The 17,086-nt window shown below is 75.4% G+C and carries 18 protein-coding genes; 7 read left to right on the top strand and 11 right to left on the bottom strand.

Annotated features, from left to right (window positions below; translation table 11 throughout):
• Positions 1-183: 183 nt before the first annotated feature.
• The gene (mraZ, locus tag L3X23_RS06215; protein ID WP_176921139.1) at positions 184-615 is read right to left on the bottom strand and encodes a division/cell wall cluster transcriptional repressor MraZ; all 432 of its coding nucleotides are present in this window, start codon (positions 613-615) and stop codon (positions 184-186) included.
• A 493-nt stretch (positions 616-1,108) separates the two neighbouring features.
• On the opposite strand from mraZ, the gene L3X23_RS06210 reads away from it, so the two are divergent.
• The 3 genes from L3X23_RS06210 to L3X23_RS06200 all read left to right on the top strand — a co-directional run bounded on the left by L3X23_RS06210 (position 1,109) and on the right by L3X23_RS06200 (position 5,698).
• On the top strand, positions 1,109-2,068 hold the full coding sequence (locus L3X23_RS06210; RefSeq protein ID WP_237197936.1) for a MoxR family ATPase: 960 nt from the start codon (positions 1,109-1,111) through the stop codon (positions 2,066-2,068).
• Positions 2,065-3,285, top strand: a complete 1,221-nt coding sequence (locus L3X23_RS36020) for a DUF58 domain-containing protein (RefSeq protein WP_237191154.1) — start codon at positions 2,065-2,067, stop codon at positions 3,283-3,285. The genes L3X23_RS06210 and L3X23_RS36020 overlap by 4 nt, the downstream gene beginning before the upstream one ends.
• Before the next feature lie 190 nt (positions 3,286-3,475).
• Positions 3,476-5,698, top strand: a complete 2,223-nt coding sequence (locus tag L3X23_RS06200) for a DUF3488 and transglutaminase-like domain-containing protein (protein WP_237191153.1) — start codon at positions 3,476-3,478, stop codon at positions 5,696-5,698.
• 63 nt (positions 5,699-5,761) lie between these two features.
• Here L3X23_RS06200 and L3X23_RS06195 read toward each other — a convergent pair whose 3' ends face one another.
• On the bottom strand, positions 5,762-6,154 hold the full coding sequence (locus tag L3X23_RS06195; protein WP_237191152.1) for a DUF3040 domain-containing protein: 393 nt from the start codon (positions 6,152-6,154) through the stop codon (positions 5,762-5,764).
• 199 nt (positions 6,155-6,353) lie between these two features.
• Entirely contained in the window at positions 6,354-7,121 is a 768-nt protein-coding gene (locus L3X23_RS06190) for a methyltransferase domain-containing protein (protein ID WP_237191151.1), read from the bottom strand.
• A gap of 52 nt (positions 7,122-7,173) precedes the next feature.
• On the opposite strand from L3X23_RS06190, the gene L3X23_RS06185 reads away from it, so the two are divergent.
• Complete coding sequence (locus L3X23_RS06185; protein WP_237191150.1) at positions 7,174-7,995, top strand: ParA family protein; 822 nt, start codon at positions 7,174-7,176, stop codon at positions 7,993-7,995.
• A 39-nt stretch (positions 7,996-8,034) separates the two neighbouring features.
• On the opposite strand, the gene L3X23_RS06180 is transcribed toward L3X23_RS06185, so the two are convergent.
• The 5 genes from L3X23_RS06180 to L3X23_RS06160 all read right to left on the bottom strand — a co-directional run bounded on the left by L3X23_RS06180 (position 8,035) and on the right by L3X23_RS06160 (position 13,044).
• Positions 8,035-9,231, bottom strand: a complete 1,197-nt coding sequence (locus L3X23_RS06180) for a nitric oxide synthase oxygenase (protein ID WP_237191149.1) — start codon at positions 9,229-9,231, stop codon at positions 8,035-8,037.
• Positions 9,232-9,347: 116 nt separating this feature from the next.
• Positions 9,348-9,956 carry a globin domain-containing protein gene (locus tag L3X23_RS06175; RefSeq protein WP_237191148.1) on the bottom strand — a complete coding sequence of 203 codons (609 nt, stop codon included), beginning with the start codon at positions 9,954-9,956 and terminating at the stop codon, positions 9,348-9,350.
• 83 nt (positions 9,957-10,039) lie between these two features.
• Entirely contained in the window at positions 10,040-11,752 is a 1,713-nt protein-coding gene (locus tag L3X23_RS06170) for a SulP family inorganic anion transporter (protein ID WP_237191147.1), read from the bottom strand.
• Positions 11,745-12,512, bottom strand: a complete 768-nt coding sequence (locus tag L3X23_RS06165; RefSeq protein WP_237191146.1) for a hypothetical protein — start codon at positions 12,510-12,512, stop codon at positions 11,745-11,747. The genes L3X23_RS06170 and L3X23_RS06165 overlap by 8 nt, the downstream gene beginning before the upstream one ends.
• A 97-nt stretch (positions 12,513-12,609) precedes the next feature.
• Entirely contained in the window at positions 12,610-13,044 is a 435-nt protein-coding gene (locus L3X23_RS06160; protein WP_255733904.1) for a helix-turn-helix transcriptional regulator, read from the bottom strand.
• Between the two features lie 114 nt (positions 13,045-13,158).
• Here L3X23_RS06160 and L3X23_RS06155 point away from each other — a divergent pair, with 114 nt between their 5' ends.
• On the top strand, positions 13,159-13,689 hold the full coding sequence (locus tag L3X23_RS06155) for a carbonic anhydrase (protein ID WP_093075679.1): 531 nt from the start codon (positions 13,159-13,161) through the stop codon (positions 13,687-13,689).
• Positions 13,690-13,720: 31 nt separating this feature from the next.
• On the opposite strand, the gene L3X23_RS06150 is transcribed toward L3X23_RS06155, so the two are convergent.
• Both L3X23_RS06150 and L3X23_RS06145 read right to left on the bottom strand, forming a co-directional pair.
• Positions 13,721-14,125, bottom strand: a complete 405-nt coding sequence (locus L3X23_RS06150) for an SAV_6107 family HEPN domain-containing protein (RefSeq protein WP_093075682.1) — start codon at positions 14,123-14,125, stop codon at positions 13,721-13,723.
• Between the two features lie 37 nt (positions 14,126-14,162).
• Positions 14,163-14,486, bottom strand: coding sequence for a hypothetical protein (locus L3X23_RS06145; RefSeq protein WP_093075684.1), 324 nt, complete (start codon positions 14,484-14,486; stop codon positions 14,163-14,165).
• Between the two features lie 351 nt (positions 14,487-14,837).
• On the opposite strand from L3X23_RS06145, the gene L3X23_RS06140 reads away from it, so the two are divergent.
• Positions 14,838-15,437 carry a GNAT family N-acetyltransferase gene (locus L3X23_RS06140; RefSeq protein WP_237191145.1) on the top strand — a complete coding sequence of 200 codons (600 nt, stop codon included), beginning with the start codon at positions 14,838-14,840 and terminating at the stop codon, positions 15,435-15,437.
• Positions 15,438-15,512: 75 nt separating this feature from the next.
• Complete coding sequence (locus L3X23_RS06135) at positions 15,513-16,154, top strand: DUF3153 domain-containing protein (protein ID WP_093075689.1); 642 nt, start codon at positions 15,513-15,515, stop codon at positions 16,152-16,154.
• Here L3X23_RS06135 and L3X23_RS06130 read toward each other — a convergent pair.
• Positions 16,144-17,067 carry a methylenetetrahydrofolate reductase gene (locus L3X23_RS06130; protein ID WP_237191144.1) on the bottom strand — a complete coding sequence of 308 codons (924 nt, stop codon included), beginning with the start codon at positions 17,065-17,067 and terminating at the stop codon, positions 16,144-16,146. The two genes, L3X23_RS06135 and L3X23_RS06130, sit on opposite strands and share 11 nt — an antisense overlap.
• Positions 17,068-17,086: the final 19 nt, after the last annotated feature.

Here is a 17,086-nt window from a genome sequence, read left to right as displayed (position 1 = left end):
CGCGGTGGCACCCTCCCGGCTCCCCAGCCCGGCGGGTGTGTGTCGCCGCCCCCACCCGGCCGCCGCGGCCCCCACTCCGCCCGACGGACCTGGCACCGGGGAAGGTGCGCCAGGGCCGTCGGGCCGGGGTGGGAGACGCGACGACCGGGTCGAGGCGGCGACGGATCGTGCCTCTCTCCGGTGTCAGATGAGACCGGGCAGAACCTCCTCCTGCGCCTTCGCGTAGTCGTCCTCGTGCTGCTCCTGGTAGGCCTGCCAGGCCTGTGCGTCCCAGATCTCGACGCGCGTGAACGCGCCGATCACCACACAGTCCTTGGCGAGCCCCGCATACCGGCGCAGCTCGGGGGTGATCGCGATCCGACCTTGGCCGTCGGGGTTCTGCTCGTCGGTTCCCGAGAAGAGGTTCCGCTGGAAGGCGCGAGCCGACTCGCTGGTCAGCGGTGCCGCGGCGACCTTGGTGGCCATCTCGGTGAAGGCCTCGCGGGTGAACACGTAGAGGCAGTGGTCCTGCCCTTTCGTGACCATGCACCCGCCCCGCAGCTCGTCTCGGAACTTCGCCGGCAGCGTGAGCCGACCCTTGTCGTCCAGCCGAGGCGTGTAGGTGCCGAGGAACACCCACATCACCTCATCTCGGAGCCCCGTCTCGCTCCAACACGGGCCACAGTACCCCACTTCCCCCCACACGCAAGGCGAAGCGCGCCCACTTTGGAGGTACACGGAGACGTTTCAGCAGGTCGGATGACGTGGGGGGTGGTGGGGGGATTTCCGGCTCCCGATCCGGGCTCGCGGCGGGGGCTCCGGAGAAAGCCCAGGTCGGCGGATCGCATCCGACGGCGTGGGGCGAGGTGGGGAGCCTCGGGGGGCGAAGTGGGGAACGGGGGTGGGGAGGTGTGGGGGTGGCTGTGGGGGGCGGTGGCGGGGGCCGGTGGTGCGGGGCGCCCGCGGGGCCGCTCGGCGGCCGTACACCCGGTCGGGGGACGCGCCTCGCGGGGTTTTGACACACTGGGGGGCACCGTCGTCTCGCAGCACCCGGTACCGCAGACCGCTCGAAGACTCTGGAGCAGGCTTGACCACGACCAGCCGTCCCGGCGCCCCCGCGGGTTCCGACCTGCCCGAGCCGCCGCCGCTCGGGGCCGTCGCGGACCTCACCGGTCGGATCGCCCAGAACGTCCAGCGGATCATCGTCGGCAAGCCGGAGGTCGTCCGGCTGGCGCTGGTGACCCTGCTCGCGGAGGGCCACCTCCTGGTGGAGGACGTGCCCGGCGTCGGGAAGACGTCCCTGGCCAAGGCCCTCGCCCGCTCGCTCGACGCGTCGGTCAGCCGGGTCCAGTTCACCCCCGACCTGCTGCCCGGCGACATCACCGGGATGAGCGTCTACAACCGGCAGACGAACGAGTTCGAGTTCCGGCCCGGGCCCGTCTTCGCGAACGTCGTGATCGCGGACGAGATCAACCGCGCCTCGCCCAAGACCCAGTCCGCGCTGCTGGAGTGCATGGCCGAGCACCAGGTCACCGTGGACGGCGGGACCTACCAGCTCGCGAGCCCGTTCATGGTCGTCGCCACCCAGAACCCGGTGGAGATGGACGGCACCTATCCCCTGCCCGAGGCGCAGCGGGACCGCTTCACCGCGCGGATCTCCGTCGGCTACCCGGACCCGGCCGCCGAGCTCGCCATGATCGACGAGCACGCCGGCGCCGACCCCCTGGAGCAGCTGCGCCCCGTCGCGGACGCCCGGATGGTGCGCAGCGTGATCGAGGCCGTCCGCCGGGTGCGGGTCGGCCCCGAGGTGCGGCAGTACTGCGTCGACCTGATCGGCGCCACGCGCAGGCAGCCGGAGATCCGGCTCGGCGCCTCGCCGCGCGCCACCCTGCACCTGGTGCGGGCCGCGCGGGCGCAGGCCGCCCTGGCCGGTCGGGGGTACGTCGTCCCGGACGACGTGCAGGCCATCGCCGTCCCGGTCGTCGCGCACCGCCTGTCGCTGGCGCCCGGCGAGGGACGGACCACGGCGGCGGACGTCGTGCGGGGGCTGCTGTCCCGCATCCCGGTCCGCGCGCCCGCCCGCGCGTGAAGCGCATCGGGCTGACCGTCCGCGGACGCAGCCTCCTCGCAGGCGGGATCGCGACGGCCGTGTGCGCCCTCGTGCTCGACGAGCGGGACCTGCTGCGGATCGGGCTGTTCGTCTGCCTGCTGCCCGTGGTCTCGCTGCTGCTGGCGATCCGCACCCGGCGGGCGGTGCAGGTCACCCGCACCCTGGCGCCGGAGCGGGTGTCCGCGGGCGGGTCCGCCCAGGTCGCCCTGGACCTGAGCGGCGGGCCGGTGTTCGGCGCGCTGCGGCTGGCCGACACCGTGCCGGACGCCGCCGGTCCCGTCCCCGCCACTCCCCCGCGCTTCACCGTGCACCGGATCGGCTCCCGCGGCGCGCGGGTCACCTACCCGCTGGTCCCGCCGTTACGCGGGGCCCACCGCATCGGGCCGCTGGCCGGGCGCGCGGTCGGCGCGCTCGGGCTCGCCGAGTTCACCCGCGAGATGATCCCGGCGGACCGGCTGCTGGTCGTGCCGCAGGTCGTGCCGCTGCGCGGGGCACCGCGCGCGCTGGGCAATGGCGAGGGCATCCCGGGCGCGGCGGCGCAGCAGGGCCAGGGCAGCCCGGACGTCATGGTCCGCACCTACCGGCAGGGCGACGAGCTGCGCCGGGTGCACTGGCGCAGCACCGCGCGGCACGACGAGCTGATGGTCCGGCTCGAGGAGCGGCCGTGGCACGCCGGCGTCTCGCTGCTGCTCGACCGCCGCGACCACGCCCACCGCGGGCACGGCACCGGCGCCAGCCTGGAGTACGCCGTCACGCTCGTCGCCAGCATCGCCGCGCACCTGATCCGGCGCGGCGAACCCCTGGAGATCGTGACGGAGGACGGCGTGCCGCTCGCCGACCCGGCCTCGTCCGCGGGCGGAGCCGGCCTCGACCCGCTGCTCGACGCCCTCGCCGTCCTGCGCCCGGTCGCCCGCCCCGACCTGTCCGGTCCGCCCACGGCCCCGGGCCGAGACGTCGTCGCGGTCCTCGGCGCCCTGACCCCGGAGGACGCGGGCGCCCTCGCCGCCCGCCACCCCGGCGGCGGCTACGCGATCCTGCTCGACACCCCGACCTGGGCGGGCGCGCCTGCCTCCGAGCCGGCCGCCGCCGAGGTCCTGCGCCGTGCGGGCTGGCACGTCACGGTCGCGACGGCGCGGACCACCCCCGCCGAGGCCTGGTCCGCCCTCGTCGCGGGCGCTCCGGTGGGGGCGCGATGAGCCGGCCGCTCGGACACGAGCCCTCAGCGCCTGCTGACCACGGCCGGTGGAGATCATCAGGCGCTCAGGGTCGGAGTGCCCGGCGGATTCCGCCCTCAGCCCCTGGTGATCTTGCGAGCTGGAGATCAACAGGCGCTCAGGGCATCCCGCGCCGCCAACCCTCACCCCCTGTTGATCACGGGGCGCGGCGATGAGCACGTCCACGATGCAGCGGCCCGCGCCCCCGCAGCCCGCTGGTGCGCCGCGGATCCGGTGGGTCTCGGCGCTGGCGGGCGGGGTCGCCGTGCTGCTCGCGGGGTCCTGCATGGTCGCGGTCGTACAGGGAGGGCAGTGGATCGCGGACGCGGCGATCGCGGTGGCGGTCGTCGTCTCGCTCGGGATCGCGCTGCAGCGTCTGCCGGGTGCCCTGGTGGCGTTCGCGCAGCTCGCGGGGCTACTGGTCGCGTTGTCCGCGCTGTTCGGCGAGGGGCTGCTGCCCGGGCCGGGCACGTTCGCGGCCTTCGGCGACCATCTCCGCGAGGCGGGCGGCCAGATCGACTCCGGCATCGCGCCCGTCGTCCCGACGCCCGGGATGCTGTTCCTGATCACCGCCGCCTTCGGTGTGCTGGCGGTGGCGGTGCACGCGATCTCGGTGTCCGCGGACGCGCCCGCGGCAGGCGGGGTCCCGCTGCTCTGCGTCGTCGCCGTGCCCGCCGCGTTGTCCGCCGAGCTGCTGCCCTGGTGGACCGTCGCGCTGGCCGCGGCGGGGTACGGGCTGCTGCTCGTCGCCAGGGACGGGGCGTTCCGGCGCGGGTCCGCGCTGGTCACCGGGGGTGTCGTCGTGGTCGCGGTGGCGGCGGTGCTGGGCCTGGCGCTCGGCGGCGCGGCCACCCTCGTCGGCACCGAGGGCCGCTTCGCGACGGGCGGGAGCGGCGGGAGCGGCGGCGGGGCGATCGGGCTCAACCCCTTCACCTCGCTGCGGGGGCAGCTCACCCAGAACGACCCCGTCGAGCTGTTCCGGACGACCGGGCTGCCGCGCCCGACCTACCTGCGCGCCCTGACCCTGTCCACCTACGACCCGGCGCGGGGCTGGTCGGCGGCGACCCCGCGGCCGGGCGTCCCGCTCGCGGGCCCGCTGACCCCGGACGCGCCCGCGGGCGACCCGCTGCAGGTCACGGTCGAGAACGTCGGGTTCCGCGACTACTGGCTGCCGGTGTACGGGCAGCCGGACTCGGTGAGCGGCGTCGAGGCCGAGCGGTGGGCCTACGACCAGTCCAGCGGCATCGCCTACAGCCAGCGTCCCCGCGAGGAGTCGACCTGGCAGCAGACCGGGGTGCTGCCGACGCCGACGGCGGACCAGCTGCGCCGGGCGTCCGGCGCGGTACGGGTCGATCCCGTCTACCGCGACACGACCGGCGTCGACCCGCGGGTCGCGCAGATCGCGGCGGACGCCACGCGCGGCGCCGGGACGGACTTCGACAAGGCGGTCGCGCTGGTCGAGTACTTCACGGGTCCGCAGTCGGCCTTCCGCTACAGCCTGGAGACCGCGCCCGGCAACGGCGACGACGCGCTCGTCGAGTTCCTGACCGTCGGGCGGGCGGGCTACTGCGAGCAGTACGCCTCCGCCATGGCGGTCATGCTGCGGACCCAAGGGGTGCCGGCCCGGGTGGCCGTCGGGTTCACCGCGGGCACCGAGGGAGACGGCTACCGGTCGGTCTCCACCCGGGACGCCCACGCGTGGGTCGAGGCCTGGTTCCCCGGCTACGGCTGGACGACCTTCGACCCGACCCCGCTGACCGACGGCCGCACCGTGGTGCCGCCGTACGTGCAGGAGGCGGTCGGCGGCGAGGGTCCCGGCGAGGCGGCGCCGCCCGTCCCGGCCGACGAGGTCCCCTCCCAGGAGGTGCCCCCGGCGCCCGAGGCACCGCAGGTCGAGGCCCCCCAGGACGTCCCGCAGCCCACCCCGGTCGCCGAGGACGGCGGGTTCCCCGTGGCGGTCCCCCTGCTCGTGGTGCTGGTCGCCGCCCTGCTCGCGGCGCCGTTCGTGGTGCGCCGGACCCTGCGGGGCAGGCGGGTCGGCGCGGCGGCCGCGGGCGGCCCCGGCGCGGGTCGGGCCGCCTGGGACGAGCTGCTCGCGACCTCGCAGGACCACGGCGGCGCCCCCGAGCCCGGGGACACCGTGCGCAGCGGGGCCCGCGACCTGGTGCGCCGCCACGATCTCGACGAGCGCACGCAGGACTCGCTGCGCGAGGTCGTCCGCCTGGTGGAGGCCGAGTGGTACGGCGAGGAGCCACCGGCCCGCGGGGCGTTGACCCGCCCGCTCGACGACGTGCTGGGCGCGGTCGCCCGCTCGGGCCGCCGCTCCTGGACGGCGCGGCTGCTGCCCCGCTCGCTGGTCGCGGCACTGCACCGGAGCCGTACCCCGGTGGCGTGAGAGCCCGGAGAAAGGAGCGAGCCGCGGCACTGGGCCGCGGCTCGTCACGTTCTCCCGGTCAGGTCACTCCTGCTCGAAGCGGCGACGGAAGCGTTCCTCCATGCGCCCGGTGAACCGGTTGCGGTCCGGCTCGGCCTGCTTCTCACCCGACGGGTCGCCGCCCTTGCCCGCACCGCGGGCACTGATGGCCAACATGGTCCCGGCGAGCATGGCGAGGAAACCCACCACGCTCACGACGGGTAGGGCGCCCACGAGATCGCGCAGCGGCGCCACGGCCACTCCGACGACCAGCAGCACCAGACCCACCGCGAACAGCGCGATGCCCTGGAGCCGCCGACGGCGGCTCGGTCTGCGCAGCTTGGAGCCACGCACGGTAGAGGCGAACTTGGGGTCCTCGGCGTAGAGAGCACGCTCGATCTGTTCGAGCAGGCGCTGCTCGTGCTCGGAGAGGGGCATGACGTCCTCCGGCACAACGGGTCACGGGTGCCCCGCCACCCGGGTGCTGGGGCGGTGGGACGAGCGCCCAGGAAGGGCCTCTGAGGGAGAGGATACGAGGTGGAGGCCCGCCTCACTACCCGGAGGTCACATCCCGGACGAACGGATCTCCGAACGGCCGCCGCGAAACGGTCGAAAGGTGACCGATGTCACTCCGCCCTCAGTCTGCGACGACCCGGGCGAGCACGTGCAGGCGCGCCGCGACCTCCCGCAGCGCCGGGACGCCCGCGGTCAGCTCCTCCAGCTCGGCGACGCTGCGGACGGCCGCGGGGCCGCCCTCGCGGACCGTGTGGGGCAGCCAGGCCTCCAGCACGCCGTCCCCCTGCACGAGCTCGACGCGGAGCCTGCCGGTGTCCTCGAGCAACGCGCGCAGGGCGGTGCCGTCGAGTCGGCGGCGCAGCACGTCCCCCGGGCCGTGGCGGCCGTCGGGGTCGGTGAGCACCGCGCGGGCCTCGTCGAGCCTGCCCGCGAGGACGTGCCACAGCACGGCGGCGTGCCTGCTGGTGGTGAGCACCGAGACCGCGGCGCCGGGCGCGGCGACGGCGGCCAGGGCGGCGGTCGCGCGCGCCGGGTCGTCGACCAGCTCGAGCAGCCCGTGCCCGAGCACGAGGTCCGCACCCGCCTCGCCGACCACCTCGAGGAGCTGGTCCGCATCGCCCTGGACCGGCGTGACGAGCGCGTCGACCCCCGCCTCGCGGGCGCGGCGCTCGAGCGCGGCGAGGGCGTTGGGGCTCACGTCGACGACCGTCACCGCGCACCCGGCCACCGCCAGCGGCACGGCCCAGGACCCGCTGCCCCCGCCCGCGTCCACCACCCGGGGTGGGACGCCGGGGCGCGCGGCCCTGGCGCGGGCGACCTCCGCGTCGAGGACGCGGCGGACCGCGGCCCCACTGACCGTCCCGAGGGTCTCCCCCGCCGCCGCACTCACACCGCGAGCGTAGGGGACCGGGCCGGCGGGGCGAGACGGTAGGTTGATCGCCGTGCAGGTCGTCGCCGTGTTGAGTCTGAAGGGCGGGGTCGGGAAGACCACCGTCGCGCTCGGTCTCGCCGGCGCCGCGCTGGCGCACGGCATCCCGACGCTGCTGGTCGACCTGGACCCGCAGGCCAACGCCACGATCGCGCTGGACGTGGAACCCACCACCGGCACCATCGCGGACGTGCTGGACGAGCCGAGCCGCTCGGCGCTGCGCCGGGCGATCGCCCCGAGCGCGTGGGGCGAGGGCCTCGACGTGCTGGTCGGCGCCGAGCAGAACGAGCGGCACAACCATCCCGACCCGACCACGAAGCAGCTCGAGCGGCTGCGCCGGGCGCTGTCCAGACTGGACGACCCGGAGCTGGGGTCGAGCCTGGGCCGCACCGAGAAGACCCCCGGCGACCCCTACCAGCTGGTGATCATCGACTGCCCGCCCTCGCTGGGTCAGCTGACCCGTGGCGCGCTGGCGGCCGCGGACCGCGCCCTGCTGGTCACCGACCCCACGATGTTCGCCGTGTCGGGGGTACAGCGCGCCTTCGACGCCGTGCAGGCCGAGCGGGAGCGGGGCAACGAGGCGCTGCAGCCGCTCGGCGTGCTGGTGAACCGGGTCCGCCCGCGCAACGCCGAGCACGACTACCGCATCGCCGAGCTCCGTGAGCTGTTCGGCCCGCTGGTGTTCTCCGGCGTGCTGCCCGACCGCTCGGCGGTGCAGCAGGCCCAGGGCGCCTGCCTGCCGATCCAGCGCTGGGACACCCCCGGCGCCCGCGAGGTGTCGGCGGTGTTCACCGCGCTGCTCGGTCGACTGCTCCGGTCCCGCTCGCGGATCTAGTACCCCGTACGAGGCTCTCGCGTCCCGGCGCCGCGTCGTTCAGCGGCCCGCCCGGGGTGGGGCGGACGCGCGGGGCAGGAAGGCGGGCTGCGAGGTGGGGTCGGGCTCGGCGTAGTAGCGGTGGAACACCCGGGTGGTGCTGCCCGACATCGGGGGCACGATCCAGCTCCAGTCCGCGGGACAGGTGCGGCCCGCCCGCTCCTCCCGGGCCACGTGGAGGAGGAAGCGCTCCGACTCGCCGTGATGGTCCGCCAGGCTCACCCCCGCCTCGTCGAAGGAGTGGTGGACGGCGCGGACGAGCTCCACCAGCGCCCGGTCCTTCCACAGCGTGCGGTCCGAGGACGTGTCCAGCCCCAGGCCGCGGGCGACGACGGGCAGCTGGTCGTAGCGGTCGACGTCGGCGAGGTTGCGGGCGCCGATCTCGGTCCCCATGTAGTAGCCGTTGAAGGGCGCCGCCGGGTAGTGGACGCCCCCGATCACCAGGGTCATGTCGCTGATCGCGGGCACGGCGTGCCAACGCAGGCCGAGATCGCCGAACCAGGCGTGCTCCGGGTGGTGCAACGGCACCTCGAGCACGGCGTCGGACGGCAGCGGGTGCACGACCCGTTCGCCCTGTCCGTCCGTCACCACCAGGGGCAGCACGTCGAAGCGCCCCCGCTCGGCCGGTGGCACCCAGCCGAGACCGATGGCCTCGTCGGTCATCGCGACACCGCGCGGATCCCCCCACACGCTCCCGTCGGGGCGGCGGTGGCCCGCGTAGCGGATCAGCTGCTCGTTGTGGATGCGGGGGCCGCGACGGTCCGGACCGTCGGGCGCGAAGACGGTGATGGTCGAGCGGATCCGGCCACCGCGCGTGCAGTGGCGCAGGTGGGCGACGCACTCCTCGGCGATCTCGCGCGCCCCGGTGACCGTCCTGCGGTCCCGGACGTGCAGCCCGTTCCAGTACAGCCGCCCGATGCAGCGGGCCGAGTTCCGCCACGCCACCCGGGCGCCGAAGCCGAGCTCGTCGCTCGTGTGGCGGTAGGTGCCGGTGGCGTCGATCTCGGCGAGCACCTGGTCGACCCGGGCGTGCAGGCCGTGTCCCGCTCGGGTCTCCGCATGGAACTGTTCGAGGAACTCGCGGGCCGCCGCGGGGTCGACGCCCGCAGCGGGCTCGCGGCGCGGGGGCGGGACGGTGCGCGGCGCGGCGGGGCGCGCGCATCGTCCGGCCGGGGTGAGGTGAGCGGCCGTGGTCACAGCTGTCCTTCCGGCTGTCGTGCAGGGGCGGGCGGGAGACCGCCCCGGGGGGCGGGCTCCGCCGTCGTGTCGCCCTCGAGCGGGCGTACCCGGCAGGGTCGAGGCGATCGCTCGGGTCAGGCGCCGGAGAGGCGCCGCGCGCGTCGCGGGACCCGCTGGTCGTGGCGGGGCGCCGGGCGGGGGGTCGGGATCGCCGCGAGCGCCTGCGGGTGCGGCCGTTCGGCCGCGATGGCGGCCCGCGCGCCCCGGATCATGTGGCCGGTGACCCACTGGCACAGGGAGATCCAGCTCGAGCTGAGGCGGCTGCTGTAGTCCCAGCCCGCCACCTCGCGCACGGCCCGGGTCAGCGCGTGCGCGATGTACAGGTAGTGGTCGGGCTCGACGGCGTAGCGCTCGTAGTGGTCCTGGCCCAACCGGTACAGCACGATCTCGAGCTCGGCCGTGTCCATGCGCACGAGCCGCGCGATCGCGTCGAGCAGGGTGTCGGTCATCTTCTGCATCTGGTCCGACATGTCGTCGGCGAACATCGCCCGCGTCGCGGGGGCCATCTCGAACAGGTACCGGTAGAAGACCTCCGCCAACCGCACCGGGCGATCGGCCACGGCGTGCAGCGATCCTTCGACCGCCGCCATCACCTCGCGGCTCGGCGTCGATTCGAGCCAGGGGCCGAACCGGTCCGCCCGCGAGGTCGCGGCGTGCCGCCGCTGTTCTGAGTTCTCGGTCATTGAGGGGTTCCTTCTCTCGACGCGCGGCTGTGCGCTCGGCTTTCGGCGGGCGGTGCCGACCGGTGGGCTCCGGCCCGACCCGGTCACGAGTCGCGATCCGCGCGGACGTGGGAGCGGGCCAGGTCGACGGCGACGCCCAGGTCGTCGACCACGTGGGCACCGTCGACGGTCTCCAGCGTGCCGGTCCGGCCGAGCAGCCCGCGGTGTTCCGGGCGCAGCCCCTTGAACAGCACGGTCGTCCCCAGCGCGTCCAGCGCCAGGACCAGCTCGCGCAGCGCCCGACCGCCCGAGGCGTCCACCATGGACAGCCCGGACATCCGCAGCACCACCACCTGCGGCCGGTCCGCGACACACCGGCGCAGCACACCGTCGCAGATCCGTTCCGCGGCGCCGAAGAAGAGGGCGCCCTCCAGGCGGAACACCGCGATCTCGCCGTCCTCGGGTCGCTCCGGGCCCGGGACGGCCTCGCGGTGGGCGCCGCTGTCGCGCGCGAGGCGGCGCAGCGCCAGGAAGGCCGCCACGACGAGCCCGATCTCGATCGCCTGCACGAGATCCAGCACGACCGTGAGCAGCGCGGTCACCCCGAAGGACAGCGCCGCCGAGGGGCCCGAGCGCAGCACCGCCCGCACGGTCGGCAGCGACACCATCCGCACGCTCGTCACCAGCAGCACGCCCGCCAACGCGGCCGAGGGGATGCGCGACACGGGACCGGTCGCGAGGTAGACGACGCCCAGGATCACCGCGGCGTGCACCACGGCCGCCAGCCGGGTGCGGGCCCCGGACCGGACGTTCACCGCCGTCCTGGCGATCGCCCCGGTCGCGGGCATGCCGCCGAACAGACCGCCCGCCACCGAGGCCAGCCCCTGGCCGACCAGCTCCCGGTCCGGGTCGTAGGCCCCGCGGGCGCCGGCCATCGAGGCCGCAACCCGGGCGGAGAGCAGGGACTCGACCGCGGCGAGCGCGGCCACCGCCAGCGCCGCGCCCAGCAGCGGGGACAGCGCGGCCGGGTCGAGCGTGGGCAGCGTCGGGGACGGCAGTCCCTGGGGCAGCACGCCGATGCGACGCAGCGGAGCATGCGCCACCTCGGCGACCACGGTGACGACCACGACCGCGACCAGGGAGCCGGGCAGGCCGGGACGCAGGCGCGGGGCACCGACCATGATCACGGCGACGACCGCCACGGTGCCCACCGACCAGAGCAGCGGCGCGAGGTCCGGCCCGGAGAACGCCCGACCGAGGGCCGTCCACGCCGTCGGGAGGACGCCGTGACCGGGCTCGGCGGCCAGTCCCAGCGCCGCCGGGACCTGCTGGAGGCCGATCACGCAGGCGATCCCGACGGTGAACCCCTCCACCACCGGCCACGGCAGGTTCGACACCAACCCGCCGAGCCGCAGCACCCCGGCGAGGATCACGAACAGCCCGGCCAGGGCGGAGACCACGGCCACCGCGCCCACGCCGTGCGCCGCGACGATCGGGGCCAGCACCACCGCCATCGCCCCGGTCGGACCGGAGACCTGCAGGCCGGACCCGCCGAAGACGGCGGCGACGACGCCCGCCACGACCGCCGTGACCATCCCGGCCGCGGGTCCCACCCCGGCGCTCTCCCCGAAGGCGAGGGCCAGCGGGAGCGCCACCACACCGACCGTCACACCGGCGACGAGGTCGGCGCGCACGGTGCGCGGCCGCAGGTCGTAGTCGCCGCGCCGCGGCAGCAGGGCGCGCAGTCTCCGGCCCGCGACCGCCCAGGGTCGACCGGGCCACCGACCGCGCCGGGTGCCGGTCGGGGCGTCAGGCACCGCCGAGACCCTGCCGGACCGCTCGGCGCACGATCTCCGCGGTGCGCTGATCGTGCAGGGCCGCCGACCAGTCCCGCCCCACACCCGCGGTCAGGACGGCGTCCACGACGTCACGCAGCAGCCGCGCGGGCGGCTCGCCGCGCAGCGAGGTGCGCGCGTCGGCGAGCCCGGCGAGGAGGGCCGGGGCGAGGGCGACGTCCGGATCGAACCGGTCCGCCTCGATGACCGAGCCGACGGCGCAGTCCTGGTCGACCCCGGCGGCCCGCACGCGACCGACGAGGTCGATGACGACGTCGACGTCACGGACCGCGGTCCGGAGCGGGAGCCACCGGTCGTCCTCGACGTTCCACAGGGACAGGTCCGCGACGCCGCAGGCCAGCAGCAGGGGCACGAGCGCGCCGGCGCCCCGGGCGCCGACGACCAGGGTGCGGGAGAAGCGCGGGTCGCGCTGCACGCTCCGGAGGTGCATCAGCGCACCCAGGCACAGCCCGACCGCGCGGGCCGCCCCGCGGGTGACCACCGGCCCGGGCAGCACGGTCGCCAGCGAGCGGGCGGCCACGTCCGCCTCGGCGCCCTCGGCCGCCACGTAGGCGAGGATCCCCTCGCGCTCCACCACTGAGGCGGACAGGCCGGCTCCGTCGCCCAACTCGGCCGCGGGGAGCAACAGGGTCGAGCCTGCCGTCCCGATGCCCAGGTCCGGCGGCGAACCCCCGTCGTGATCGGTCAGGACCACGAGGCTCAGGTCCTCGCATCGACTCACCGGTACCCCCCTCAACCGGTTTAGTATATGCAAATAATTGCAATCCCGGGGGGCGGGGGTGGCGCGCCCCACGCCGGCAGCGGGCCGAGGTTCCGCGTCAGTCCTCGGTCGCGCGCACTCTGTCGGCGACCGGCGGGCGGCCACGCAGGTCGTCGAGGAGCTCGACCTGCCCGGCCAGCACACCGGTCAGGATCGACCGGGCCACGTCCAGCAGCTGCTCGACCTGCGGATGGGCGAGCGAGTAGACGACGGTGGACCCCTCACGGTTGGCCCGCACCAGACCCGACCGCCGCAGGACCGCCAGCTGCTGCGACAGACTGGCCGGCTCGGTGTCGATCACCTTGAGCATCTCGGCCACCGCGTGGTCGCGCAGGCTCAGCAGCTCCAGGACCCGGATGCGCACCGGGTGCCCCAGGGTCTTGAAGAACTCGGCCTTGACCCGGTAGAGCGGCGCGACCGTGACCCGGGGGACGTCCGCCCCCGCACGAGGCGCACCGACTTCCGTCTCCGACACCGGGTCGATCTCCGCCATCGTCTCCGTACGTCCTGGTCGCTGGTCGGGCGGAGGCTATCAGGACCGTCCGCCGTGGCCGGCGTCTCAGCCGGCGGTGATGCCTTCGGGGCCGATCAGTGGTTCATTGCCCGGATGAGCACTGAGCTGGGCCCCGAGGGGGGCAACGAGGAGCTGCTGCGCCGCTACGAGGCGGGCGGTGGCCATCTCGCCGCGGCGAACGCCGAGGGACTCGCGGTCCCCCCGTCCCTGAAGATCGCCATCGTGACCTGCATGGACTCGCGCATCGACGTGTTCGCGCTGTTCGGCATGGCGCTGGGCGAGGCGCACGTGCTGCGCAACGCGGGCGGCGTGGTCACCGACGACGTCATCCGCTCGCTGACGATCAGCCAGCGCAAGCTGCACACCAGGGACGTCCTGCTCGTGCAGCACAGCGGCTGCGGGCTCGCCACCTTCACCGACGAGGAGTTCTCCGAGGAGCTGGCGGAGGAGACCGGGATCCGGCCGCCCTGGCGGACGCACGCCTTCCACGACCCGGTGGTCAGCGTCCGCCGCGGGATCCGACAGCTGCGCCACGACCCGTTCCTGCACCCCGACACCCGGGTGCGGGGTTTCGTCCTGGACATCGAGACCTTCAACCTCGACGAGGTCGAGAGCCCCGACTGACGGGCGCGAGACGGGCGGGGCGGGGCGGGCGCTACCGGTCGATCAGCAGCTCCCGCACGATGCCGACGAACTGCTCGGCCTGGCGCAGCAGATCGTCCGCCTCGCGCCGGCCGACCAGCCGCGAGATGCCGGCCTCGGCCGCCGCCCGGGTGTCCGAGCAGGCCGCGAAGAACGCCGCCCACTCCCCCAGCTCGGGCGCCACCTCGGCCAGCACCTGCCACACGCTGCGCGGCCTGCCGCGCCGCTGCTGCGGCACGGCGCGCACCGCCAGCACCGCCGCACCGGCGCGCAGGGCGGCCAGGTACGCGGCGGGGTAGCGGAGCAGCGGCTCCGGGGACCGCTGTCCGTCCGCCAGGCACTCCGCGGCCTGCCGCAACAGGGCCAGGGCCGCCTTCGACACCGGGGCGCCGGGCGCCCGTTCCATCGTGACCGTCATCGCTGCTCCTCCATCCCACTCGTCTCGCTCGTCTCGTTCACTCCGGGTCCGGGACCCGGACCAGGTCCCACACCCCGGGGCCCGCGCGCATCCGCAGCACGAACTCCCGCGCGGGCTCCTGGGGCGACTCCGCCGACCGCGCCTCGACCCGCCAGCACCGCATCCGGTCGCCGCCCACCGGCATCGGCGACGGGAACGGCCACGGGGACTCCTCGATCCACCGCTCCCGGACGTCCGTGACCAGGAACCGCGAGCCGCGACGCGCGGGTCTGCGCTCGAACTCCACCGGCTCGCCCGCCAGCCAGCGGACCGAGACCGCCGCCGGCTCCCGCGGCCCGAACAGCCGAGCGAACGTACTCATGGGACGACCCCCTCGAGCCGGCCACGCCGGCTGGGATCCGGTGGGGCCGACAGGATCTGGGCACCGGACCCCGCCCGTGCGGGCGGGCGGGGACCGGTACGGACACCGCAGACCGACCCGGGGCTGGAGTGCTTCCCCCACTCCGTCCCCGGGGCCGACCTGGATCGAACATCTGTTCGACCCGTCCAGTACAGCGCGTTCGAACGCCGCCGTCAAGCCGAGGTGTCATGCACGGGGGTCTACCAGCGGGCACCGACAGAACGAGCCGCCCGCGCGCCCCGTCCCCGACCGCGCACCGACGAAACGGCGGTCCCGACCGCGCCCGGCCCGCTTCCGTGGTGAGATGGCGCGATGACCGCCGCACCCGCCCGTCCGCGCCTGGTGCCGCTGTCGTCGGTCGACCTGGCGGACCACCTCGCCGAGGCCCTGGACGTCTACGTGTCCGCGATGGGCTACCCCCCGGGCACCGCACGCCAGCGCCGCACCCTGTGGATGGAGCACTCGCGCAGGCCGGGCTGGCGCTGCACCGGCTGGCTCGACCCCGGCGGGCACGTGATCGGCATCGCCTACGGCTACTCGGGCGGGCCGGGCCAGTGGTGGTTCGAGGAGGTCCGGCGCGGGCTCGCCGCGCGCGGCATGTCCCGCGACCCCGGCCAGCCGGACTGGCTGCGGGACTACTTCGAGCTCACCGAGCTCCACGTGCGGCCGGACGCGCAGGGCTCCCGCCTCGGCGAGGGCATGCTGCGGGCACTGCTCGACGGCGTCCGCCACGAGCGCGTGCTGCTCTCCACCCCCGAGCACGCCCCCCGCCCACCCGGCCGTGCCTGGCGGCTCTACCGGCGCCTCGGCTTCGAGGACGTGCTGCGCGAGCACCGCTTCACCGGCGACGGCCGCCCCTTCGCGGTCCTCGGCCGCACCCTGCCCCTGGACCCGCCGCCGGCCCGGAGCTGACCCGGACGGGGCGAAGGACGCCGACACAGCACCCACGTCCCCGACCCGCCCGCCCCCGCCTGGCACGATGAGCCCGTGCCTCGCTCGCCCTACCGCCGTGCCGTCGCGATCCTGCTGCTGATGGTCACGGCCGTCGTGGTGCTCGGCGGGTGCGCCCGGGTGCAGGCCGCGCTCGCCGTGCAGCCCGACGACACCGTGGCCGGGGAGATCGTGGTCGCCCTGCCCGGCGACAAGGGCCCCGAGCTGACGATCCCGCCGTCCCTCGACGTGGACGTCTCGCAGTACGCGCAGGACGGCTACACCGGCTCGGTCCTGCGCTTCAGCGGCTTGAGCTTCGCCCAGGTCTCCGAGCTCACCGGGGTCGTCGCCGGGGCGGGCGACCGGACGCACATCACCCTGCGCCGGGCGGGCGACCGGATCGTGCTCGAGGGCGCCGCCGACCTGACCACCGTGCCGGTCGACCGGGCGGACTTCCAGCTGAAGGTCAGCTTCCCCGGCGAGGTCCTGGACACCAACGGGGACTCCGAGGCGGGCACCGTGAGCTGGACGTTCACCCCCGGCGAGGTCGGGGACGTCAACGCCGTGGTGGCCTACGCCGACCCGCAGGCCCCGTCGGTCGCCGCCTGGACCGTGGGGCTGGCCGTGGTGGTGGCGCTGGCCGTGGTCGGCGTGGTGGTGCTGGCCCGCCGGACCCGGAACCCGCCGGTCAGGCGCTGACCGCGGTCCGCCCGAGACCCAGGCGCCCCACCAGGTCGGCCGTGGCCGGGGACCGGTTCATCGTGTAGAAGTGCAGCCCTCGCACGCCCTCGGCGAGCAGGGTCTGGCACAGCTCGGTGGTCAGGTCGAGCCCGGCGGCACGGAACCCGGCGGGGTCGTCCGCGTAGGGCGCCATCCGCTCGGCCAGCCCCGCGGGCAGCGGGGCGCCGGAGAGCTCGGGTCCCTTCGCCATGGTCTTGGCCGACAGCAGCGGCATGATCCCGGGGATCAGCGGCGCGTCGCACCCCGCGGCCGCGAGCCGGTCCCGCAGCCGCAGGAAGCCCGTCGGCTCCCAGAACAGCTGGCTGATCGCGAAGTCGGCGCCTGCCCTGATCTTGGCCAGCAGCCGGGCGAGGTCCGCGTCGAGGTCCGCCGAGCGCGGGTGCCCGTACGGGAACGCGGCCACGCCCACGCAGAACGACCCCGACTCGCGCACCAGCCGGACGAGCTCGTCGGCGTAGGTCAGGCCCTCGGGGTGCGGGGCCCACTCCCCCAGCGGGTCGCCGGGCGGGTCGCCCCGGACCGCCAGGACGTTGCTGATCCCCGCGGCGGCGTAGGAGCCGATCACGTGCCGCAGCTCGGCGCGCGAGTGCGAGACGGCCGTGAGGTGCGCCATCGGCACCAGCGTGGTGTCCGACGCGATCCGGGCCGTGGTGCGGATCGTCCGGTCGCGACTGGAGCCGCCCGCCCCGTAGGTGACCGACACGAACGCCGGGTCGAGGGGCTCGAGCCTGCGGATCGCCCGCCACAGCTCGGCCTCCCCCCGGGCGTCCTTGGGCGGGAAGAACTCGACCGAGAAGACGGGACCCGTGGAGTCTCGGGCGCCGATCCGATCGATCACGGAGGTGCGCGGCTGCGCGGTTCGCGTGGTCACACGGAAAGAGTAGCGCCGA

The organism is Pseudonocardia sp. WMMC193 (genome assembly GCF_021728735.1).
In the GTDB taxonomy this organism is placed as follows: Bacteria; Actinomycetota; Actinomycetes; order Mycobacteriales; family Pseudonocardiaceae; genus Pseudonocardia; species Pseudonocardia oroxyli.
The sequence above is the reverse complement of the archived record's forward strand: the minus strand, read 5'-3'. Positions and strand labels throughout refer to the sequence as shown.